The organism is Actinomadura sp. NTSP31, from assembly GCF_041951385.1.
Taxonomy (GTDB): Bacteria; Actinomycetota; Actinomycetes; order Streptosporangiales; family Streptosporangiaceae; genus Spirillospora; species Spirillospora napierensis.
The window spans coordinates 43,965-65,336 of the sequence record NZ_JBGNUT010000020.1; the positions used below are offsets into that span (position 1 = coordinate 43,965).

16 protein-coding genes and 1 pseudogene are annotated in these 21,372 nt (G+C 71.0%); 10 read left to right on the plus strand and 7 right to left on the minus strand.

All coding sequences use genetic code 11. The annotated features are described in order from the left end of the window. Positions 1-61 precede the first annotated feature (61 nt). The gene (locus ACA514_RS30045) at positions 62-652 is read right to left on the minus strand and encodes a TetR/AcrR family transcriptional regulator (RefSeq protein WP_375044625.1); all 591 of its coding nucleotides are present in this window, start codon (positions 650-652) and stop codon (positions 62-64) included. A 220-nt stretch (positions 653-872) separates the two neighbouring features. On the opposite strand from ACA514_RS30045, the gene ACA514_RS30050 reads away from it, so the two are divergent. Beyond that, entirely contained in the window at positions 873-1,799 is a 927-nt protein-coding gene (locus ACA514_RS30050; RefSeq protein ID WP_375044626.1) for an alpha/beta fold hydrolase, read from the plus strand. Between the two features lie 82 nt (positions 1,800-1,881). Here ACA514_RS30050 and ACA514_RS30055 read toward each other — a convergent pair whose 3' ends face one another. Then, positions 1,882-2,571, minus strand: a complete 690-nt coding sequence (locus tag ACA514_RS30055) for a Clp protease N-terminal domain-containing protein (RefSeq protein WP_375044627.1) — start codon at positions 2,569-2,571, stop codon at positions 1,882-1,884. A gap of 166 nt (positions 2,572-2,737) precedes the next feature. Here ACA514_RS30055 and ACA514_RS30060 point away from each other — a divergent pair, with 166 nt between their 5' ends. Next, positions 2,738-3,313 (plus strand): helix-turn-helix domain-containing protein, encoded by a 576-nt coding sequence (locus tag ACA514_RS30060; RefSeq protein WP_375044628.1) that lies wholly within the window; start codon positions 2,738-2,740, stop codon positions 3,311-3,313. Between the two features lie 263 nt (positions 3,314-3,576). On the opposite strand, the pseudogene ACA514_RS30065 reads toward ACA514_RS30060, so the two are convergent. From ACA514_RS30065 to ACA514_RS30075, 3 genes and pseudogenes are all read right to left on the minus strand, one after another. Then, positions 3,577-3,870 (minus strand): annotated as a pseudogene (locus ACA514_RS30065) (SAM-dependent methyltransferase); the annotation flags it as partial. A gap of 215 nt (positions 3,871-4,085) precedes the next feature. Then, positions 4,086-4,733: a class I SAM-dependent methyltransferase gene (locus tag ACA514_RS30070; RefSeq protein ID WP_375044629.1), complete on the minus strand. Its 648-nt coding sequence runs from the start codon at positions 4,731-4,733 to the stop codon at positions 4,086-4,088. Positions 4,734-4,836: 103 nt separating this feature from the next. Further along, complete coding sequence (locus ACA514_RS30075; protein ID WP_375044630.1) at positions 4,837-6,075, minus strand: ROK family transcriptional regulator; 1,239 nt, start codon at positions 6,073-6,075, stop codon at positions 4,837-4,839. Between the two features lie 152 nt (positions 6,076-6,227). Between ACA514_RS30075 and ACA514_RS30080 the strand changes: the two genes are divergently transcribed. Then, the gene (locus tag ACA514_RS30080; RefSeq protein WP_375044631.1) at positions 6,228-7,358 is read left to right on the plus strand and encodes a sugar ABC transporter substrate-binding protein; all 1,131 of its coding nucleotides are present in this window, start codon (positions 6,228-6,230) and stop codon (positions 7,356-7,358) included. Between the two features lie 117 nt (positions 7,359-7,475). Here the strand turns inward: ACA514_RS30080 and ACA514_RS30085 are convergent, their stop codons facing one another. After that, positions 7,476-8,087: a TetR/AcrR family transcriptional regulator gene (locus ACA514_RS30085; protein WP_375044632.1), complete on the minus strand. Its 612-nt coding sequence runs from the start codon at positions 8,085-8,087 to the stop codon at positions 7,476-7,478. A gap of 109 nt (positions 8,088-8,196) precedes the next feature. On the opposite strand from ACA514_RS30085, the gene ACA514_RS30090 reads away from it, so the two are divergent. The 7 genes from ACA514_RS30090 to ACA514_RS30120 all read left to right on the plus strand — a co-directional run bounded on the left by ACA514_RS30090 (position 8,197) and on the right by ACA514_RS30120 (position 20,639). Further along, positions 8,197-9,672 carry a carotenoid oxygenase family protein gene (locus tag ACA514_RS30090; RefSeq protein WP_375044633.1) on the plus strand — a complete coding sequence of 492 codons (1,476 nt, stop codon included), beginning with the start codon at positions 8,197-8,199 and terminating at the stop codon, positions 9,670-9,672. Positions 9,673-9,854: 182 nt separating this feature from the next. After that, positions 9,855-10,643, plus strand: coding sequence for a DeoR/GlpR family DNA-binding transcription regulator (locus ACA514_RS30095; protein ID WP_375044634.1), 789 nt, complete (start codon positions 9,855-9,857; stop codon positions 10,641-10,643). A 368-nt stretch (positions 10,644-11,011) separates the two neighbouring features. Further along, positions 11,012-13,732: a family 78 glycoside hydrolase catalytic domain gene (locus tag ACA514_RS30100; protein ID WP_375044635.1), complete on the plus strand. Its 2,721-nt coding sequence runs from the start codon at positions 11,012-11,014 to the stop codon at positions 13,730-13,732. Positions 13,733-13,809: 77 nt separating this feature from the next. After that, complete coding sequence (locus tag ACA514_RS30105; protein ID WP_375044636.1) at positions 13,810-15,099, plus strand: ABC transporter substrate-binding protein; 1,290 nt, start codon at positions 13,810-13,812, stop codon at positions 15,097-15,099. Further along, on the plus strand, positions 15,096-16,082 hold the full coding sequence (locus ACA514_RS30110) for a carbohydrate ABC transporter permease (protein ID WP_375044637.1): 987 nt from the start codon (positions 15,096-15,098) through the stop codon (positions 16,080-16,082). The genes ACA514_RS30105 and ACA514_RS30110 overlap by 4 nt, the downstream gene beginning before the upstream one ends. Next, positions 16,079-16,906: a carbohydrate ABC transporter permease gene (locus ACA514_RS30115; protein WP_375044638.1), complete on the plus strand. Its 828-nt coding sequence runs from the start codon at positions 16,079-16,081 to the stop codon at positions 16,904-16,906. The genes ACA514_RS30110 and ACA514_RS30115 overlap by 4 nt, the downstream gene beginning before the upstream one ends. A 613-nt stretch (positions 16,907-17,519) precedes the next feature. Then, positions 17,520-20,639 (plus strand): hypothetical protein, encoded by a 3,120-nt coding sequence (locus ACA514_RS30120; RefSeq protein WP_375044639.1) that lies wholly within the window; start codon positions 17,520-17,522, stop codon positions 20,637-20,639. Here ACA514_RS30120 and ACA514_RS30125 read toward each other — a convergent pair. Continuing rightward, on the minus strand, positions 20,587-21,369 hold the full coding sequence (locus ACA514_RS30125) for a phytanoyl-CoA dioxygenase family protein (RefSeq protein ID WP_375044640.1): 783 nt from the start codon (positions 21,367-21,369) through the stop codon (positions 20,587-20,589). The two genes, ACA514_RS30120 and ACA514_RS30125, sit on opposite strands and share 53 nt — an antisense overlap. Positions 21,370-21,372: the final 3 nt, after the last annotated feature.

Sequence of the window (21,372 nt, forward strand, 5' to 3'; positions counted from 1 at the left end):
AGGTATCACAAGCATGTTCGATCAAGTCGGCAGGACCGTGAACGACGGATTGCCCTGGGTGCTAGTCGCGTGTGCGCAACGCCTGCGAGAGCGCGTCGACGGTTACGCCCACAATGGTCAGGAGCTGCGCCGGGCTCGCTCCGGCCCTGCTCATGACGGCGAGAGACTGGTTCACGGCCGCCACGTGTTCGGCGAAGGCCTCGGCGTCCTGGTCGGTCAACCGGCCGGCCTTCAGTGCGGCGCGTAGACGCGAGCGCTGGAAGCCCAGCGCCTCCTTCGCGTGCGCCGCGACGCTCGGGCTGAGCACCGGGATTGCCATGGCCGACTGGGCAACCAGGCATCCATCCGGAAGTTCCGGATCGGCGATGCGATCGAGGGTGACGTCGAAGAACGCACGAACGGCCGTAAGAGGCTCCGAGGCTGCACGCGACAGGGCGGCGTCGTACTTGCCGCCGTAGCGCGCGGCGTAGCGATCCAGGCAGCGCAGGAAGAGCGTGTCCTTGTCGCCGAGCGAGGAGTAGATGGAGCTGCGGTTCAGGCCGGTCGCCCGGGACAGATCGTCCAGTGAGGTGTCGGCGTAGCCGGCGCGCCAGAACTGGATCATCGCGGCGTCGAGCGCCGTGTCCATGTCGAACTGCTTCCTGCCTGCCACGTGGCACTTCCTAGCCGGTGTGTCGATGTCTCGGGCCGCACTGCGCACCATCCTATCTTGAACTAACCAGTTCAAGATGTGTTAGCCTCCGAGCATGGTCTTGGCGGGGTAGCCCCGCATTTGCCGACCGGCACTCCTCCGGCGCGAGCCGGGTTCGCTCGTGGGCCCAGCCTCTGCCGAAGCACTGAACCAGCACACCTGACACCGATGGAGGGTCCCCGTGACCAGCGCTCGGCACGTTCGCGAAAGTAACCCTGTCCGCGACCTGCCCCTGCACGACCTGGCGGGATTCAATCACCGCTGGGTCGACGCGGACGGCGTCCGCCTTCATGCTGTCGAGGGCGGCCGGCCGACCGGTCCGGCTGTTGTCCTGCTCGCCGGATTCCCGCAGACCTGGTGGGCTTGGCGAAAGGTGATGCCCAGCCTCGCCGGCCGGTTCCACGTCATCGCGATCGACCTGCCGGGCCAGGGCCACTCCGAGCGTCCGGAGCGCAGTTACGACACGCACACGGTGGCCGCGCACGTCCACGCCGCCGTGAAGGCTCTCGGAGTGTCGACTTACTGGCTGGTCGCCCACGACATCGGCGCCTGGGTCGCCTTCTCTCTAGCACTTCAATTCGAGAGCCGACTGCGCGGGGTCGCTCTGCTGGACGCCGGGATCCCCGGCGTCACCCTTCCGGAAGCGATTCCCACCGACCCGGATCGGGCGTGGAAGACCTGGCATTTCGCGTTCCACCTTGTGCCCGACCTTCCCGAGACGCTGCTCGCCGGCCGCGAACGGGACTACGTCGGCTGGTTCCTGAAAATGAAGACCCTCTCTCCCGACACGTTCGACGACGCCGAGATCGACCACTACGCAGCGGCCGTCGCCGTCGACGGTGGTCTCCGCGCTTCCCTCGCCTACTATCGAGACGCCGCCGAGTCGGCCCGTAAGAATCACGAGGCGCTCAAGCGGCAGCACCTCACCGTGCCCATCCTCGGAATCTCCAGCAGCCACGGCTCCATCCCGGACATGGCGGCCTCCATCAGCCCATGGGCCCACGACACCACCGGAGTCGTCGTGCCCGACGCCGGTCACTTCATCCCCGATGAGCAACCCGAAGCCGTCGCCGCCGCGATAGCCGATTTCATCCTCGACGACGACTGACAGCCGCCCGATCCTTCCTGGCGTGCCCTACCGCATTTCAGGCGGCGCGCGCGGACGCCGTGTTCTTGGCGTGCGCCCATTGTTATTGGGCGGCCAGCCACTCCTCGACGCCGCGTTGGTCGATGCCCAGACGGTGGAGGACCTGGGCGCCGACCCCATGCCCTTCGGCAAGGACCCCGAGCAGGATGTGCTCGGTGCCGACATAGCCGTGGCCGAGCCGTTGTGCCTCCCGCGCGGTCAGTTCGATGGCCCTCGTGCCTCGCGGGGTGTAGGGGAACTCTGCCGGCAGGTCGTCGGAACGCGGCCCGAAGACCTCGCTCATCGCTTCGCGCAACCGTTCCGGCGTGGTCTTCTCGGCGATGGCCTTCGCGGCGAGGCCCTGCGGCTGGCTCAGCAGGGCCAGGACGATGTGCTCGGTGCCCACGTAGTCGTGCCCGGCCGCGCGCGCCTCGTCCTGGCAGGCGTCCAGGACCGCCCGCGCGCGGGGGGTCCATTGGGGCCCGGCCCCCGTGAGCGCGGCGACGTCCGCGGGTTTGGTGACGAACCGCTTCTGGGCTGCCTGCCTGGTCACTCCGATCGTCCCGCCGATCTCGGCCCAGGTCGCGCCCGCGTCGCGCGCCGCGTTCACGAAATGCCCGACGAGTTGGTCGGAGACGTCGTCGAGCCGTTCGGACATGGCCATCGCGTCGGCGAGGTGCGCGAGCGAGTCGCCCTCCGGGTGACCCGCGGTCACGCGGTCGATCAGGTCGTCGAGTCGCACTGGTTCGCTCATGCTGTCAACCTTAGGTTGACAGTCAAGGTGAGTCAACTTAGGTTTGACAACCATGAGAGGACACGACCGCGGGGCGATCAAGAGCCCTGCACCGAGACGACGAAGTACCGCGTCATGGCATCCACGATCCGGCCCTCCGGCGGCAGAGGCCACTAAACTTGCGGGAATGGCAAACACGGACGAGGTCCTCGCCATGGTCGGGTCGCGGCTGCGCGCGATCCGCAAGCGTCGTGAGACGACCCTCGCCGACGTGGCGGCCGAGACGGGGATCTCGGTGTCCACGCTGTCGCGGCTGGAGGCCGGCCGCCGCCGTCCCACGCTGGAGCTCCTGCTGCCGCTGGCGCAGGCGTACGGCGTGCAGATCGACGAGCTGATCGGTGCGCCGCCGACCGGCGACCCGCGGGTCAACCTGCGTCCGGTGCGGCACAAGGGCATGACGTTCATCCCGCTGACCCGCCAGCCCGGGGGAGTGCAGGCGCACAAGGTGATCATTCCGCCGCAGCGCCGCGCGCCCGAGCAGAAGGCCCACGAGGGCTACGAGTGGATGTACGTGCTCAGCGGCCGCCTCCGGCTGGTCCTGGGCGACGAGGAGATGGTGCTGACCGAGGGCGAGGCGGCCGAGTTCGACACCCGCGTGCCGCACTGGTTCGACAGCGCCGACTCCACCCCGGTCGAGGTGCTCATCCTGTTCGGCCACCAGGGCGAACGGGTCCACGTCCGCGCGCGCTCCGTCCCCCGGTAGCGGCCGGTCGGCGGCGACGGCCGGGGCGGACGCCGGCGCGCGCCATCGTCCGCACTTTCGTGTGGCGCATGGTCCGCACCGTCGAGCCTTGCCCGCGACGGTGCGTTCTCGGCACGTTGTCCGTAGGTCCGGTCGCCATTTCTCGAGACATTCTTGGACGCCCATCCTCCCAGTACAGGACGGCGCTCGACGTGTCGCTGAAGTAGGCGCCCTCCTCGATGACGAGGACCTTGTTGACCACCGTCGCCCATGGAATTGACCGCGTAGATGGCGTCGAAGGGCCCCTCGAAGCCGGCGGGCAGCGCCTCCACCGATGCCTGAGCGAGCGTGATCCGACCGGCCTGGACGGCGGCGGCATTGCGCCGGGACGCCTGCCGGAGCATCACCTCGGAGCGGTCGATGCCGTAGACGTGCCCGGCGGCCCCCACCCGCCGCGCTGCCTCGGCGAGGGCCACGCCCGGACCGAAGCCGACTTCGAGGATCCGCTGCCCCGGCTGAACATCCAGCAGGGAGACGACCCACCGATTGCGCTCGACGTTGGAACTGCGATGCGCCATGACCCAGCCCGCGATGTTCCCGGCCGCCCCACGCGGTCGGCCGAACTGGCGCACGAGGGCCAGCTTCACGTTCTCCTTCACACTCACCGGACCGGTCTCCTCCGCCCGCGCACTCCTGGCACCAGGTTCGCTTAGCGCCGCCCCGTGCGGACAGGCTCTGGGGTGCGGACGACGGACCGCTCGGAAGTGCGCCGCCGCCACCCGCTGTCGGAGGCTTACCGAGGCGGCGCTGCGGGGCGGCGGGCGAACAGGATCGCGCCCGGCTTCGGCTCGTCCGGATCCAGCAGGTGCTGGGCCTCCACGGTGAAGCCCGCCTCGCGGAGCCAGTCGGCTACGCGGGACGGTTGGCGGTGGTGGACGTACGTCTGGATGGGCTGGTCGCCGTCACCGGTCGTCTCGATTTTTGACTCGTCACCGACGTGGAATCCCACGGCCAGCACCCCACCCGGCCGCAGTACCCGGTGGAATTCTTCGAGCACGCCCGGTACCGCCTCGTCCGGGATGTAGATCAGCGACCACCATGCGAGCACACCGGCGAGGGAGTCGTCGGCGAACTCCAGGTCGGTCATCGAACCGACCTCGAACCGCGCGCCGGGGTGCTCGCGGCGGGCGATGGCGATCATCGCGGGTGACAGGTCGATGCCGAACGCGTCCGCGCCCAACTCCCGCAGCAGGGCGGTGGTGTGCCCCGGCCCGCAGCCCACGTCGGCGACGGGCCCGCCGCCGATCGCGCGGACCAGGTCGGCGAACAGCACGACCCCCGCGCGGACGTGGAGCAGCCTGTCGAGCAGGTCGCGGGTCTCCTCGGCGTAGTCGGCCGCGACGGCGTCGTAGGAATTGCGGGTATCGGTCAACCAGGTCATCAAAGGACCGTAGCTTCTTCGGCCGGGCGCCGACAGGTCGTGCGCCCGAGGGCCGGGCCGTTTGCGCGGACGCGGGTCGGACTGCCGTGCACCGTTGGCCCGTTCATCGGGCCGGCGCTTCCTTGGAGGACGGGCTCCCGGGTCCCCGGGCGAAGCGCGGGTCCAGCAAGTGGGCCGACGTCTGACGGGTCGCGAGGACGATCGCGCCGAACACCTCGGCGCGGTGGGCGAGGCGGCTGCCGGTGACGGTGATGCCCTGGTCGAGGGGCGAGGGCAGGCGGTGGAGCAGCACGTCGCGGATCCCGTCCAGCAGCGGGCGGCCGACCGCGGCGACCTCGCCGCCGACGATCACCATCTGCGGTTCGAGCATCGCGCAGATGTCCGCCAGCGCCCGTCCGATCATGTGACCGGCATCAGTGACCACCCGCCGCGCCCCCGGATCGTCGGCGGCGAGCAGGGCCACCAGATCGGCGATGGTGGTGTCCGGGCCGCGGGTGCGGGTGAACGCCGCGGTGAGCGCCTGCGCCCCGACGACGGTCTCCAGGCAGCCGCGGTTCCCGCAGCGGCAGACGTAGCCTCCGTCGACCACGGCGATGTGGCCGAGCTCGCCCGCGGCCCCGGTGGCGCCCTGGTAGGGGCGGCCGTCCAGGATCAGCCCGGCGCCCACGCCGTCGGACAGCATGACGTAGATCAGGTCGTCGACGCCATGCCCGGCGCCGAAGGTCCACTCGGCGAGGGCGCCCAGGTTGGCGTCGTTGCCCACGTGGACGGGCAGTCCGATGCGTTCCCTCAGGCGTTCCGCGATGTCGACATCGGTCCAGTCGGACAGCATGGAGGGCAGGCTGAGCGTGTGCGACCGCGACCGGACGGGGGCCGACACCGCGACGCCCATGCCGAAGATGCGCCCGGCGCCCCGCCCGACGGTGGCGACCAGGTCGAGCGCGGTGCCGGCGATGAAGTCCAGGGCCTCGTCCGGCCGGTGGTCGACGTCGATCTCGTGGTAGCGCTCGCCGAGCACGCCGCCGGACAGGTCGGCCAGGAGCACGCGGATGTCGGTGTGGCGCAGGTGCACGCCGAGCAGCCCGCCGCCCTCCGGGTTCAGCGTGAGCGGGGTCGCGGGACGGCCTCCGCGAGGCGCGGACGGCACCGAGCCCTCCGCCGACTCGGTCAGCACGCCTTCGTCCAGGAGGGCGGTGACCAGCCCGGAGACGGTGGTCCGCGACAGTCCGGTCGCCCGGGCGATGTCCACTCTGCTGATCCGGCCGTGCCGCCGGACGGCGTCGATGACCAGCAGCCGGTTGCGCGACCGCAGGGAGGTGAGGGATCCGGGCGCGTCGTCCATGGCCGCGACCCTATGGGGTTTATCCGCATTCCGTTCAAACTATGGCCGTTTGTGGTCTCTTTTGTCCTTGACGCTGATTAACCGGCGTTCCTACAGTTCAGCGAAGCCGGCGGCCAGGCGGGGCCTGGTCTCCCACCCCCCTTGGAGTTGGCGTGCGCAAGAAGACATCGGCGCTGGTCGCCAAAGAAACCGTTCTCCGCAAAGGGATCGTCTGCCTGACCGCTCTGACGGCGGCCGCGGCGCTCACCCTTTCCGCGTGCGGGGACGGATCCGACGACTCGAAAGGCTCGTCGAGTTCGGCGGTGAAGGGCAAGGTCGGCGTGATCCTGCCCGACACGACCTCGTCCACCCGGTGGGAGAGTTTCGACCGGCCGTACCTGGAGCAGGCGTTCAAGGCGGCGGGTGTCCAGTACGACATCCAGAACGCGGAAGGCTCGACCCAGCGGTTCCAGACGATCGCCGACCAGATGCTCACGAGCGGGGTCAGCGTCCTGCTCGTGACCGGGCTCGATTCCAACTCCGCGGCGGCGGTGCAGCGCAAGGCCCAGTCGCAGGGCGTCAAGACGATCGACTACGACCGGCTGACTCTGGGCGGAGTGTCCGACTACTACGTCTCCTTCGACAACGTGAAGGTCGGCGAGGAACTGGGCAAGGGGCTGCAGAAGTGCCTGGGTGACAAGGCGGCCAACATCGCCTATCTGGACGGCTCGCCGACGGACAACAACGCCACGCTGTTCGCCCAGGGCGCGCACAACATCCTGGACAAGGTCTCCAGCTACAAGAAGGTGGCCGAGCAGCCGGTCCCGGACTGGAAGCCGGAGAAGGCGGCGACCATCTTCGAGCAGATGTACACCGAGCAGCACGGCAAGATCGACGGTGTGCTGGCCGCCAACGACAACCTCGGGAACGCCGCGGTGGCGGTGGTCAAGAAGAACAGGCAGGGCGGAAAGGTCGCCATCACCGGCCAGGACGCGACCTTGCAGGGGTTGCAGAACATCCTGGACGGCTCGCAGTGCATGACCGTCTACAAGCCCGTCAAGCAGGAGGCGGACGCCGCCTCCAAGCTCGCCATCTCCTTGTTGAAGGGGCAGAAGGGCGAGACGAGTGCCACCGTGAACGACCCGCAGGGCAAGCGGGACGTGCCGTCGGTGCTGCTGATCCCGATCGGGATCTTCAAGGACAACGTCAAGAAGGTCCTCGACGACGACTTCGTCAAGGCCGCGGACCTGTGCAAGGGGGCCTACGCGGCCAAGTGCAAGGACGCCGGCATCACCGCCGGATGAGGTGAGGCCTTGAGTGCCATTCCTCAAGGCCGTGTACGACGAGGTGGAGGCCTCCCTCCGCAGGGAGTTGGCCGGCAGTGACGCGCTGCCCTGGATCGGACGCCTGCGTCATCACTGTCAGTCGTCGGCGGACGGGGGGCTCGGGGTTCGCGGGCGGAGGCCGTCGAACACCAGGTTCAGGATGTCCTCGACCTGCCTGGGCGTGTTCGGACGGGTCCCCAGCAGCAGGCGGTAGTAGAGCGGGGCGTAGATGAGTTCGACGACGTCGTCCAGCACGACGTCGGCCCGGATCTGACCCTGCTGCTGCGCCCGTTCCAGCCGACGCCGACAGCTCTGGACACGGGGATTGACCAGCGTGTCCAGGATGGCCTTCGCCGCCGCCGGGTCGGACTGCGCAGCACCGATGACCTCCCGGTAGGTCGAGGACTGCGTCGTATGGAAGTACTCGGCGACGGCGACCATCTGGCCGCGCAGGTCGGCGTGGATGTCGCCGGTGTCGGGGAACTCGACGGACGATGCGCTCTGCCGGTCGATCGCCTCGACCAGCACCGCGGCCTTGGACGGCCACCACCGGTAGATCGTCTGCTTGCCCACCCCGGCTTCCTTGGCGATCGCGTCGACGCTCGTCCTGGCGAAACCCTGCTCCAGGCACAGCTTCAGCGCGGCATCGAGGATCGCCTTGTGGGAGCGCTCGCTCCGGTAGCGCGGGTTCGCGGATTCGGTGGCCATGACCAGTGAGTCTATAGGGAACGAGACGGCTCGTCTTGACCGGGGGCCGTCCTGGGCCTAGCGTTCGCAGGAACGAGACGTCTTGTCTCGTCCCTCTCGGAGGTGAACGATGTCCCAGCAGATGTCCCGCCGCCACGCGCTGGCCGCCGGCCTCGCCGCCGGCACGGCGCTCGGAGCCACCGCGATCGGCGTGGCGCCGGCCATGGCGGCCCAGCCCGCCCCGCGCAGACGCGACAGCGGAAACCCCTTCCTCGAAGGCGAGTTCGCGCCGGTCCCGTTCGAGGTGACCGAGTTCGACCTGACGGTCACCGGCACGGTCCCCAAGGACCTGACCGGCCGCCTGCTGCGCAACGGCCCCAACGTGCTCGGGCTGGAGGACCCGCTCGCCCACCACTGGCTGGTCGGCGACGGGATGGTCCACGGCGTCCAGCTCCGCGACGGCAAGGCCGAGTGGTACCGCAGCCGCTGGGTCCGCGCGAAGGGGACCGCCGAAAAACTCGGCGAGCCGGTACGCGGAGTCCCCGCCGAAACCGACTTCGCCTCGAACATCAACGTGATCGGATTCCGCGGCAAGACCCTCGCGCTACAGGAGGGAACCGCCCGTCCGCAAGAACTCACCGACGAGCTCTACACGGTCGGACCGTGCGACTTCAACGGCACATGGGCCGGAACCATGTCGGCCCACACCAAGCTCGATCCCGGCACCGGCGAGCTGCACTCGGTGAGCTACGACGAGAGCACCGACTACGTCCAGTACGTCGTGATCAGCGCGGCCGGCGAGGTGAGGTCGGCCCGCAAGATCCCCATGGGCGGGACGCTCCTGATGCACGACTTCGCCCTCACCGAGAAATACGTCGTCCTCTACGACCAGCCGATCCTGTTCGACCTGGACGCCATGGAGCACGGCCAGAAGATCCCCTGGGTCTGGGACACCAAGCGCCCCAACCGGGTCGGATACTTCCCGCGCGCCGGGGGAGCGGTCACCTGGATCACCGTGCCCCCCTCCTACATCTCGCACACGCTCAACTCCTACGACGACGGCGGCGACATCGTGGTCGACTTCGTGGAGTTCCCCGCGCCGTTCAGCGCCGACCGGCTGTCGACCAGCGCGCCGCCCGCACTGGTGCGCTGGACGATCGACCGCGCCCGCGGCGGCGTCCGCCGGACCCTGCTCGACGACCGGCCGCAGGAGTTCCCCCGGGTTCCGGACGCGCGGGTCGGCCGCAGGCACCGGTACGGCTACACCGCCGCGACCGCCGACTTCCTGAAGGCCTACGGGCACGGCTCGACCCCCGACTCGGCGTTCAGCAACGGCCTGGTCAAGCACGACCTCGCCACCGGACGGTCCCAGTTCCACCGGTTCCCGAAGCACGCGAGCGCGAGTGAGGCGGTCTTCGTCCCGCGTTCCGGCGCCCGCGCCGAGGACGACGGCTACGTCCTGTCGTACGTCCACAATCCCGAGCGGAACGCCTCCGACCTGGTGATCCTTGCGGCGCAGGACTTCACCGGCAAGCCGATCGCCCAGATCCACCTGCCGAGCCGGATCCCGCTCGGGTTGCACGGAAGCTGGATCGCCGGCACCTGACACGCCCGTGCCCGGGGCAAAGCACGCCGCGAACCCGTCGCTGCCGTCCCCGTACTGGACGGCGGGCGGGTGCGGGCGCCCCGGTACTTCTTGTTAAGAGCGCAGCTGAGGCTGTTATCTTCGGTGCCGTCCCGTCTCTGCCGGCAGCCGGTCGCGCGGTGCGGGCCACGGGGGGATCGACCATGAGCGAGGACGGCGGGGGCCCGCGCGGTCCGGAGCGGCGCCGGCAGGACATCGCCGGTGTCGTGTTGTCGGTCGGCTCGGTCACCGCGGCGGAACTGGCCGAGCGTTTCGCCGTCAGCCTCATGACGATCCACCGTGACCTGGACGAACTCGCCCGCCAGGGCATCGTCCGCAAGTATCGCGGCGGGGTCACCGCCCAGCCGTCGGGGGTGTTCGAGAGCAGTGTGGCCTACCGCCTGAACTCGATGCGGACCGCGAAGGACGCCATCGCCGGGAGGGCCGCCGAGCTGGTCGAGCCCGGGATGGCGGTGATGCTGGACGACTCCACCACGGCGCTGGCGCTGGCCCGCCGGCTGGTGGGCATCGTCCCGTTGACGGTCGTCACGAACTTTCTGCAGGCGGTCAACCTGCTCGCCCGCGAGCAGGAGATCCGGTTGATGGCGCTCGGCGGCGACTATGATCCGCTGCACGACTCCTTCCTCGGTGTCTCGTGCGTCGACGCGATCGAGGCGCTGAACGTGGACCTTTGCTTCGTGTCCACCTCCGCGGTCGGCGGTGGTTTCGCCTACCACCAGGAGCAACGCATCGTGCCGGTGAAGCGGGCCATGCTCCGTGCCGCGGCGCGCAGCGTGCTCCTCGTCGACCATTCCAAGCTCAACCGGGTGGCGCTGCATCGGGTGGCGCCGCTGTCGGCGTTCGACCGTGTCATCGTCGACGACGGTGCCGACGCCGAGGCCTTGCGGGATCTCGCGGAGGAGAAGGCGGCCTACGAGGTGGCGGCGACCTGAGGGGCGACCTGAGCGGCGACCTGAGCGGCGCGCTGCTCGCCGCCTCGGCCGTACCGTGGCCCGGAGCTTGTTAACGTTTTCGGTTGTTCTTATCTCACGTTCCGTGAGCCCGCGTGGGGCCTGGGGTCGTCCGGGTCGGCCGCCGAGCGTCTTCTCATGCGTCTTGACCACGAGTGGTGTGGTCAGTCCGGTAAAAGTGGGCCGACTCGAGGGTGCGACGGCGCCCCGCGGCGGCGTTCGCCGCAGGACGTCGGAAGTGACCCAGCCGACATCTTGACACCCCGATCAGCGGCCTCTTACGCTCAAGCTCACATTTTTGGGCGTTATCTTCACAGTTTTGTTGTTGAGATCGTGATCGGAGTGGGTCAGTGGCCGAGTCCCAGGGTGTGGCGCCGTACGGCCTCCGCTGCGATCACCGGGTCCGGCCGCTGGGCATCGACGAGGCCGCGCCGCTGCTGTCGTGGCGGCTGGCGTCTGGCCGGCGCGGCGACGCACCCGCGGCGTACCGGGTGCGCGTACGGGCGGAGGACGGCGAGCAGGTCTGGGACACCGGGGACGTGGCCGACCCGGCGGCGGTCGGCGCACGCTACCAGGGGCGCCGGTTGCGGCCCCGCACCCGCTATCGCTGGACGGTCACGGTCACCGGCGAGGACGGCGCCTCCGCCGAACGGGAGTCCTGGTTCGAGACGGGGATGATGGGCCCGGCGGCGTGGACGGCCGCCTGGATCGCCCACGACCCGTCCGATCTCGACGTGGTCGACGCTCCCGAGGAGGGCGCGCTCGCCCTCACCGACCACGGGCTCCAGCCGGCCGTCCGGCTGCGCCGGGCGTTCGCGGTCCCCGCCGCCCCGGTCCGCGCCCGGTTGTACGTCACCGCCCGCGGCCTTTACGAGGCGCGCGTCAACGGCGTGCGCGCCGGTGACGCCGAACTCGCCCCCGGCTGGACGGACTACCGCGACCGCATCGACTACCAGGTCTACGACGTGACCGACCTGCTGCGGACGGGCGGGAACGTCCTCGCCGTCACGATCGCGGACGGCTGGTGGAGCGGATTCGTCGGTTTCGATCCGCGCCGCTCGGGCGCCCATTACGGCACGTTCCCGCAGCTACTGGCCGAGCTGCACCTCTTCCACGCCGACGGGACCAGCGACGTCGTCGCGACCGGCGGCGACTGGCAGAGCGCCCGCTCGCCCATCCGGTACGCCGACCTGCTCATGGGGGAGTGCCATGACCTCCGCCGCGAGACGCCGGGCTGGGACCTGCCGAGCGGTGGCGCCGGCGACGAAGGGGCCGGCGCGGACGTTCCGGGGGCCGGGCCGTGGCGGCCCGTCCGGGTGACCGGTTCGGATCGGAGCCGCCTCACCGCGTCGGTCGCGCAGCCGGTCCGCGCCGTCCGGGAGTTGGCGCCGAGGTCGGTGACCCGCGTCGGCGCGGACCGGTTCCTGGTCGACTTCGGGCAGAACTTCGCCGGCCGGGTCCGGTTGACGGTGCGCGGCGCGTCCCGGGGCGACCGGGTCGTCATCCGGCATGGCGAGACCCTGGACGACGACGGCGCGCTGTACACGGCGAACCTGCGCACCGCCGCGGCCACGGACGTGCTGATCGCGGCCGGGCCCGCCGAGTCCGTCTTCGAGCCCCGCTTCACCTACCACGGTTTCCGGTACGCCGAGGTGACCGGGCTGAGCACGCTCGGAACCGGCGACATCACCGGCGTGGTGCTGCACAGCGACACCCCCTGGGCGGGCGAGTTCACGTGCTCGGACCCGGACGTCGACCGCCTGCACGAGGCCATCGGCTGGGGACAGCGCTCCAACTTCGTCAGCGTCCCGACCGACTGCCCGCAGCGCGACGAGCGGCTCGGCTGGCTGGCCGACGCGCAGGTCTTCCTGCCCACCGCGTGCCTCAACGCCGACGTCGCCGCGTTCTTCGACGGCTGGCTGCGCGAGGTGCGGGGCGCGCAGTCGCCGGACGGCGCGTTCGGCAACGTGGCGCCGAGGCTCGCGGGGGTCGCCGACGACGGCGCTCCCGGCTGGGGCGACGCGGGGGTCCTCGTGCCCTGGCATCTCTACCGGGTGTACGGGGACGAGCGCTTCCTCGAACGCAACCTCGACGCCATGTGCGCCTGGGTCGACCACGTGCACCGGCACAACCCCGACCTGGTGTGGACCCGCCGCGTCGGCCCCCACTTCGCCGACTGGCTCGCGCCCGCGCCCACGCCCCGGGACGTGCTCGCCACCGCCTACTTCGCCCACAGCGCCGAGCTGACGGCGCGGGCCGCCGAGGTCGTCGGCGAGGCGGAGACCGCCGGGCGGTACGGCGTGCTGGCCGAGCACGTCCGCAAGACCTTCACCGAGCGGTTCGTGACCCCGGACGGCGGGATCCGGGGCGACACCCAGACCGCCTACCTGCTGGCGCTGGCGTTCGAACTGCTCCCGGCGGACCTCGTGCCGGGTGCGGTGCGGCGCCTGGTCGAGCTCGTCCGGGAGGCCGGCCCGGGCCTGACCACCGGCTTCCTCGGGGTGAGCCTGATCGCGCCCGTCCTCGACGCGCACGGCCACGCCGACCTCGCGCACGCGCTGCTGCGCCGCACCGAACCGCCGTCATGGCTGCACCCGCTGCGGCACGGCGCGACCACCATCTGGGAGCGGTGGGACGGCTACACCGACGAGCGGGGGTTCCAGGCGGCGGCGATGAACTCCTTCAACCACTACGCCCTCGGCTCGATCGGCGAATGGCTCTACCGCGGCGTCGCCGGCCTCGACCAGGCGCCCGGATCGGTCGGCTACCGCGAGCTGCTGGTCCGGCCGAGGCCCGGCGACCTCACCTCGGCCGGCGCGAGGTACGAGTCGGTGCGCGGGACCGTCGCCACCCGCTGGTCCCGCCGGGACGGCGCGTTCCACCTCCAGGTGACGGTGCCGCCCGGCGCGACCGCCACCGTCCACATCCCCGCGGACGATCCCGGCGGGGTCCGGGAGGGCGGGGTGCCGGTGGCCGAGGCCGCCGGGGTCCGCATCATCGGCGCGGAGCCGGGAGAGCTCCGCTGCCGGACGGCTTCGGGGGAGTACCGCTTCACCGCGGAACTTCATTGACCACCGTCCCCGCGTGGGACGGGCATGGCCGGCCGCCGTCACCTCGGCGGCCCGCGCCATGAACGCGAGGAGGACAGATGACATCGTCGTTCGACAGGGCGGCCCTCAGCCGCCGCGGTTTCCTGCGGCTCTCGGGCGGAGCGGCCGCGGCGGTCGCGCTGCCGGCGGCCCTCACGGCCTGCGGGGGATCGTCCGGCGGGTCCGGCGGCACCCTGCGCCTGGTGGGCGTGGCCGACCAGCAGAAGCCGGTCGACCTGCTCACCAAGGCCTACACCAAGGCGAAGTTCAGCACCTCGTTCGCCCCCACCGACCAGGTGGAGACCTCGCTGCGCACCCAGCTGGGCGCGGGCAACGCCCCCGACGTGCACGTGGTCTACCCGGGCAACGGCAGCGCGATGAGCATGGCGCAGATCGCGCAGGCCGGGCTGCTCGCCGACCTGAGCGACCAGGCCTGGACGAAGAAGGTCCCGGCGGGGCTGAAGCCGGCCTTCCAGAAGGACGGCAGGACGTTCCTGTACTCGGCCGGATCCAGCGTGATCGGCGCGATCTACAACAAGAAGGTCTTCCAGGAGGCGGGGGTGACCCCGCCGAAGACGTGGAGCGAGTTCCTCCAGGTCTGCGACAAGATCAAGAAGAAGGGCAAGATCCCGATCGCGCTCGGCGCGCAGACCCAGTGGGTCACGCAGCTGATCACCTACGCGCTCGTGCCGTCCACCGTGTACGCCAAGAACCCGCAATTCGACAGCCAGATGAAGGCGGGGTCGGCGTCGTTCGCTAACTCCGGCTGGGTGCAGGCGCTCGACATGTACCTGGAGCTGCAGAAGCGGGGCTTCTTCAACGACAACCCCAACGGCACCACGTTCGAGCAGCAGACGTCCATGGTCGCCACCGGCAAGGCCGCCATGGCGATCCAGGTGTCCGCGGTCCTGCCCGACTTCCGCAAGGCCGCGCCGAGCGCCGACGACCTGTCGATGTTCCCGGTGCCGGGCGCCGACGACGCCGCCCAGGTGTGGATCCCCGCCGGGGTCGTCGTCGGGCTGGGCGTCAGCGCCCGCAGCAAGAACCGCGACGCCGCCAAGGCGTTCATCGAGTTCCTCGGGCAGCAGGAGAACATCAACCGCTGGGCCGAGGCCGTCGCGTGCGTCCCGCTCGTCCGGGACTCCAGCTCCCGGATCGACCCGGTGCTGACGCCGTTCCTGCCGTACATGGACGGCAACAAGGCCGTCCCGTTCATGGACCAGGCCTGGCCCAACGCCGAGGTGCAGCCCGCTCACTTCGCGATGGTGCAGGAGCTGCTCGCCGGCAAGACCACGGTCGCCAAGGGGCTGGCCAAGCTGGACGAGACCTACCGGAAGAAGCAGCCGTGACCTCGTCCCCTCAGCGCGCACCGGCCGCTCCGGCGGCCGGTGCGCCGGCCGCCGGCGCGGCCCCGGAGGCGGCCGGCGCCCGGCGTCCGCGGCGCGTCCGGCGGCGGCGCGGCGGTTTCCTGACGCCGCCCTGGTGGTTCGCGGCGCCCGCCCTGCTCGTGTACGTGCTGGTCGTGCTGTATCCGAGCGCCAGCGGGGTCGTCTACGCCTTCACCGACTGGAACGGCATCGGTGACCGCTCCTTCAACGGCGTGGACAATTTCCGGCGGCTGCTGCAGGACGACGCCACCCGCGGATCGCTGGTCAACACCCTGCTGCTGACCGTCGCGATCGTCGTCGTCCAGAACGGCATCGGGCTGCTGCTCGCGCTCGGGGTGCACACCCGCATCAAGTCGCGCGTGGTGCTGCGGGTCGTGTTCTTCGCGCCCGCCGTCGTCAGCCCCGTGATGGTGGCGTTCCTGTGGAAGTACGTCTACAACCCGGCACCGGAGGCGGGGCTCAACGGGATCCTCGGCGCGCTCGGCCTCGGGTCGCTGCGCCAGGACTGGCTGGGCGACCCGTCGCTCGCGCTGTGGTCGGTGGCGGGGATGGTGATCTGGCAGTTCGCCGGCTACTCGATGGTCATCTTCCTGGCCGGGCTGGAGGGCGTGCCCGCGGAGCTGCACGAGGCCGCGATGATCGACGGCGCCGGCCGGTTCCAGCGGTTCCGCAGCGTGACCTGGCCGCTGCTGGCCCCCGCGGTCACGATCAACGTCATGCTGTCGACCATCGGCGGGCTGAAGCTGTTCGACCAGGTCTACGCGGCGACGAGCGGCGGCCCCGGCCACTCCAGCGAGACGCTCTCGACCGTCCTGTACAAGCAGGCGTTCGTGTTCGGGAACTACGGCTACAGCACGGCGATCGCGTTGGTCCTGGCGCTGTTCGTCGCCGCTGTCTCGCTGATCCAGATCTACTACCTGCGCAGCCGGGAGGTGACGGCATGAGCCTCCGGTACGGGTTCCGCACGTTCCTGCTGGAAATGCTGATGATCGTGGTCGCGCTGGCGTTCCTGTTCCCGGTGTACGCGCTGATCGCGCTGTCGCTGAAGGACAAGCAGCAGATCGCCTCGGCGCCGCTGTCCCCGCCGACGTCGCCGACGTTCGCGAACTTCTCCGACGCCTGGTCGCGGGCCTCGCTCGGGTCGGCGCTGCTGAACAGCACGGTGATCACGGTGGTCAGCCTGGTGGCGCTCATCGCCATCGGGTCGTTCGCCGCGTACTTCCTGGCCCGCTGCGCCACGCGGATGGGCTTCGTGCTGTACGTGCTGTTCCTGCTCGGCATCGTGCTGCCGTTCCAGCTCGGCATGATCCCGCTGTTCAAGCTGGCCGACTCGGCCGGGCTGCTCGGCACCTACCAGGGAATGATCATCTTCTACACCGGCATCCAGCTGCCGTTCACGATCTTCCTCTACACCGGGTTCATCCGGGCGCTGCCGGGCGACTACGCCAACGCCGCGCTGATCGACGGCGCCGGTCATCTCCAGGCGTTCACCCGGGTGGTGTTCCCGCTGCTGCGGCCGATCACCGGCACGGTGCTGATCCTCAACGCCGTGTTCGTCTGGAACGACTTCTTCACGCCGCTGCTCTACCTGGGCGGGTCGGCGCGGGAGACCGTCCCGGTGCGGATCTTCGCGTTCGTGGGGCAGTACGTGTCGGACTACGGGCTGGTCTTCGCCGGCCTCGTGCTCGCCGCGCTGCCGATCATCGTGGTCTTCCTGGTGCTGCAACGGTACGTGATCAAGGGCTTCGCCAGCGGGCTGAAGGGGTGAGCGTGGCCGCGATCCCGTCCGGTCTGCTGGCGGTCCTGGACTCGCCGCCGCCCGCGTACTCCCCGGCGCCCATCTGGTGGTGGAGCGGCGAGCGGCTCGACCGGCGCCGGCTCCGCGACCAGCTCGAGCGGTTCGCCGAGGGCGGCGTCCACAACCTGGTGGTGCTGAACCTGGCGCCGTCGGGGCCGATGTTCGGCTCGGACGCCGACGACCCGCCGTTCTTCTCCGACGCCTGGTGGGACCTGCTGGACGCGGTGTGCGAGGACGCCGCCGAGCTGGGGGTGTCGCTCTGGTTCTACGACCAGCTCGGCTTCTCCGGCGCCGACCTCCAGGCCCGGTTGGTCCGGGACGTCCCCGCCTACGCGGGGCAGTGGCTGGAACCGTCCGGGACGGTGGGCGTGCGGGGCTTCGACTACCTGTCGGCCGAAGCGTGCGAGGTGCTGTTCGACCGCGTGCACGGCGAGTTCGCGCGGCGGCTCGGCCACCGGCTCGGCAACGTGATCGTCGGCTCGTTCCAGGACGAGCTGCCCTCGCTGCCGACCTGGTCGCCGACGTTCGCCGACGAGTTCGCGCGGCGCCGGGGCTACGACCTGACCCCGCACCTCGGGGCGCTGTGGGGAGCGGGGCGGGCGGACCCGACGCCTTCCGGATCCGCCGCGACTACCACCTCACCCGCGCGGAACTGGCCGAGGACGCGTTCTTCCGGCCGCTCGCCGAGTGGCACCAGGCGCACGGGCTGCTACACGGGTGCGACCAGCAGGATCCGGCGCGGGCCGGGCTCCCGGTGGACGGTGTCAAGATCTACGCCGACTACGCGCGCACACACCGCTGGTTCGGCGCCCCCGGCTCGGACCACCACGGCGACGCCCGCATCCACTCCTCACTGGCGCACCTGTACGGCCGGGACCGCACCTGGATCGAGGCGTTCCACTCCAGCGGCTGGGGCGGGACGCTGGAGGAGACCTTCGACTGGCTGCTTCCCTGGCTGCGCTCGGGCTCCACCCTCTACAACCCGCACGCCGCCTACTACACGACCAAGGCGGGCTGGTGGGAGTGGGCGCCGCCGTCCACCGACTGGCGGCAGCCCTACTGGAGGCACCACCGGGTGTTCGCGGACGCCGTCACCCGGTTGTGCGCCGCGCTGTCGCTGGGGAAGCACGTCTGCGACGTGGCGGTGCTGTTCCCGACCGCCACCGCGCAGGCCGGGACGCGCCTCGACGGCGTCGACCCGGACGCCGTCCGCGCCCAGGACGTCTACCGGAGTCTCGTCGGCGACATGGCGTGGTTCCGGATGGCGCCCGGCGCGCTCGACCGGCTCGGGATCGACGCCGACGTCGTGGACGACGACTCCGTTCAGCGGGCCGCCGTCACGCGAGGACGGCTGGAGGTCGCGGACGAGTCGTACGGCACCGTCCTCCTTCCCGCGTGCACCGTCCTCGAAGGGGAGACCGCGCGCAGGCTCGTCGCGTTCGCCGAGGCCGGCGGGCGCGTCATCGCGGTCGGTCCGCCGCCGCGCCACGGCGTCGGCGACCCGGACGCCGACGCGGCGGTGGCGAAGCTCCGCGCCGTGGCGGAGGTCGTGGCGGACGCCGACGGCATCGAGGCGGTCCTCGCCGCCGACCGCCGGGTGGACGCGCCGGTCCCCGCCCTCGTCCGCGAGGTCGACGGCGCCACCGTGGTGTTCGTGACCGCCGCCCCGTCCATGGCCAGCCGCGTGTCGGTCGAGCGTCCCGGCGAGCGCGGCATCGACCTCGGCTGGCTCGACGTGACCTACGACTTCGACCCGGACCGCTACCTGCGCGACATGCGGTTGCGGGTGCGCGGTGTCCGCGGCCCGGCGTTCCTGGCCGGCCCGTTCGGAGGGCCGCCTCGGCCGCTGGAGGTCCGGGCGGTGGACGAGACGTGGGTCGAGGTGGTCGTGCCCTTCGACGACGCGCCCGCCGCGCTGCTCATCTTCCCCGGCGGCGAGGACGGCGCGGACCGTACGGCGGCCGTCCCGGCCGAAGAGCGGCCGACGGGCACGGGCCTGGATCTCGGTATGTCCTGGACGATGGAGACGGTGCCCACGCTCGACAACTCCTGGGGGGACTTCGCCCGCCCCGCCGACCGGGACGTCCCGCTGGAATGCTGGAGCCTCCGGCACCGCGTGGAGGGCGAGACCGTCTGGGCCGAGGCGCACGCCACCTTCGGCCCGCACGGCGTCTGGGCGCTGGAGTCCGAGGGCTCGTGGCGCCCCGCCGTGTACTCCGACTCGCGCGGCATCCGCAAGGACGCCGTGCATCGGGACTTCCTCGGGCCCAAGGGGCACGTGCCGGAGGAGTTCCTCGACTTCGGTGACGTCTCGGCCGGGGAGGCGGTGCTGTTCCGCTCCCGCGTGTCCGTGCCGGCGGACGGCGGTTTCGTGGCGGTCGGCGCGCCGGCGGCCAAGACGCTGCTGGTCGACGGGGCCGAGGTTCCGCTGGACGACCGGGGGCATCTGGCGATCGCCACGGCTCCCGTCGCGGGCGGGGAGCACGACGTCGAGGTCCGGTTCGTCCTGGACGAGGAGGTGCGGCTGCGCGCCCACCTCGCCGTGGTCACCGATCCCGGCCGCTACCGGCGCCCGGAGTGGATCACGGTCGCCGGGCCGGGGAGGCCGGGCGCGCGGGTCACGCTCAGCGCCGCGATGCCCCCGAGCGGTTCGGTCCTCCAGGTGGCCTCGGCGGCCCCCTGCCGGATCCTTGTCGACGGTCAGGAGATCGGCCGCCAGGGCGGGTTCGACCCGTACGCCGAGCACGAGGTGCCCCGCGTCGGCCGCTACGAGGTGACCGGCGGGGAGGTGACGCTGGTCCTCACCGAGGGCGGCGCGCCCCCGTCCGTCATGGTGGACGGCGCGGTGGTCTCCGGCGCCGGGTGGACGGCCGCGCGCGACGGCGAGCCGGTGCCCGTCCTGCCGAGCCGCCGCCAGTACGGCGACCCCGCCTCGCTGCACCTGCGGCGGCGCCCCCATCCGCTGCCCGGCGCGGCCTGGCTCGACGACGCCCCGGAGACCGGCGACGTCCTGCCCGCGCGATTCGCGGCACCGGACATCGGCCCGCGCGTCGAGTGGCTGCGCGTCACCGTGCCACCGGGCGCGACCCGGATGGCCGTCGAGGTGCACGGTGAACTGCTGGAGGTGCTCCTGGACGGCGAGCGGCTGGAGCCGGGCCCGGAGATGCGGCTGCCTCCCCAGACGGACCCCGGCGGGACCCCACGCCAAGCGCCCGGCCGGAGGACCGCGGAGCTGCGGATCCTGACGATCCCCGGACACCAGGCCGGCGCCGCGCTCGCCGGGCCCGTGCGGTTCGCCGTGGGTCCCGGAACGATCGAGCTGGGCGACTGGGAGGACACAGGACTGGCGGGCTACAGCGGGGCGGTCCGTTATCGTCGCCGCGTCGACCTGTCCTCGGCCCCAGCCGGCGCGACGCTCGACCTCGGACGGGTACGCGGCACGGCCGAGGTCACGGTCAATGGCGTGCACGCGGGCGTGCGGATATGCGCCCCCTACCGCTTCCATCTCGGCAACGCACTGCGGGAAGGCCCGAACGAGATCGAGGTCCTGGTCTGCGGCACGCTCGCGCCCCACCTCGACGAGGTGAGCCCGACCCACTTCGTCTTCCCCGGTCAGCGGGTCTCCGGACTGTTCGGGCCGGTTCGCCTGCTCATGCCCACGGACGGGGGAACATCTCGCCGTCCAACCGATCCCCCGACGTGAGGCCGAGGCCGTCGGTCACGGGGTGGGCTTCGCCGCTGTAGGCGGTCTCCGCGTCCATGTAGATGTTGACATGCGCGAGCCGGGCCGTCCCCGTCCGGTTGGGCAGCGCCATGTGCCCCGTGTAACCGCTGTGGAAGGTGCAGTCGCCGGCTCGCAGCGGGAGCGTGACGCGGGGCGCCCACCGCAGCGCCGGATCCGCCGCGAACAGATCCTCCGCATCGTGCAGATCCTGCGGGCGGAGACCGGAGTGATGCTGGGTGCCGGGCAGGAACGTCATGCAACCCCGTTCCGGCGGGACGTCGACAAGCGCGATCCACGCGGAGAGGGGAAGGCGGTCGCCGCGGTGCGGCCAGTACGGACGGTCCTGATGGAATTCCGTGGCGGTGTCGCTGTGCGGTTCCTTGACCAGCATCTGGTCGTGCCACAGCCGCAGCGGGAACCCGGCGAGTTGCTCGGCGATCCTGCCGAGACGCCGGTCCAGGGTGAGATCGCGCAATGTCCGGTCGCGCCGCCACACGTTGACCAGCTGGCTGAAGGCACCGCGGGTCTCCAGGCTCTCGGCGCGATGAGCCTCCAGGAAGGCTTCTGCGCCGGTCCTGAACCGCTCGATCCCGGACGGATCGAGGACGCCTCGGACTCGGACGAAACCGTACTCGCGATACGCGTCCACCAGCTCTTGTGAGACGTGGCCATCGGCTCCGACATCGGTACTCGCCTGCTCGTTCATCATGTG

Coding starts and splice junctions, on each gene's coding strand:
- ACA514_RS30055 (WP_375044627.1), bottom strand. CDS start 2,571: ATGAGCGAACCAGTGCGACTCGACGACCTGATCGACCGCGTGACCGCG.
- ACA514_RS30060 (WP_375044628.1), top strand. CDS start 2,738: ATGGCAAACACGGACGAGGTCCTCGCCATGGTCGGGTCGCGGCTGCGC.
- ACA514_RS30070 (WP_375044629.1), bottom strand. CDS start 4,733: ATGACCTGGTTGACCGATACCCGCAATTCCTACGACGCCGTCGCGGCC.
- ACA514_RS30075 (WP_375044630.1), bottom strand. CDS start 6,075: ATGGACGACGCGCCCGGATCCCTCACCTCCCTGCGGTCGCGCAACCGG.
- ACA514_RS30085 (WP_375044632.1), bottom strand. CDS start 8,087: ATGGCCACCGAATCCGCGAACCCGCGCTACCGGAGCGAGCGCTCCCAC.
- ACA514_RS30090 (WP_375044633.1), top strand. CDS start 8,197: ATGTCCCAGCAGATGTCCCGCCGCCACGCGCTGGCCGCCGGCCTCGCC.
- ACA514_RS30095 (WP_375044634.1), top strand. CDS start 9,855: ATGAGCGAGGACGGCGGGGGCCCGCGCGGTCCGGAGCGGCGCCGGCAG.
- ACA514_RS30105 (WP_375044636.1), top strand. CDS start 13,810: ATGACATCGTCGTTCGACAGGGCGGCCCTCAGCCGCCGCGGTTTCCTG.
- ACA514_RS30115 (WP_375044638.1), top strand. CDS start 16,079: ATGAGCCTCCGGTACGGGTTCCGCACGTTCCTGCTGGAAATGCTGATG.
- ACA514_RS30125 (WP_375044640.1), bottom strand. CDS start 21,369: ATGATGAACGAGCAGGCGAGTACCGATGTCGGAGCCGATGGCCACGTC.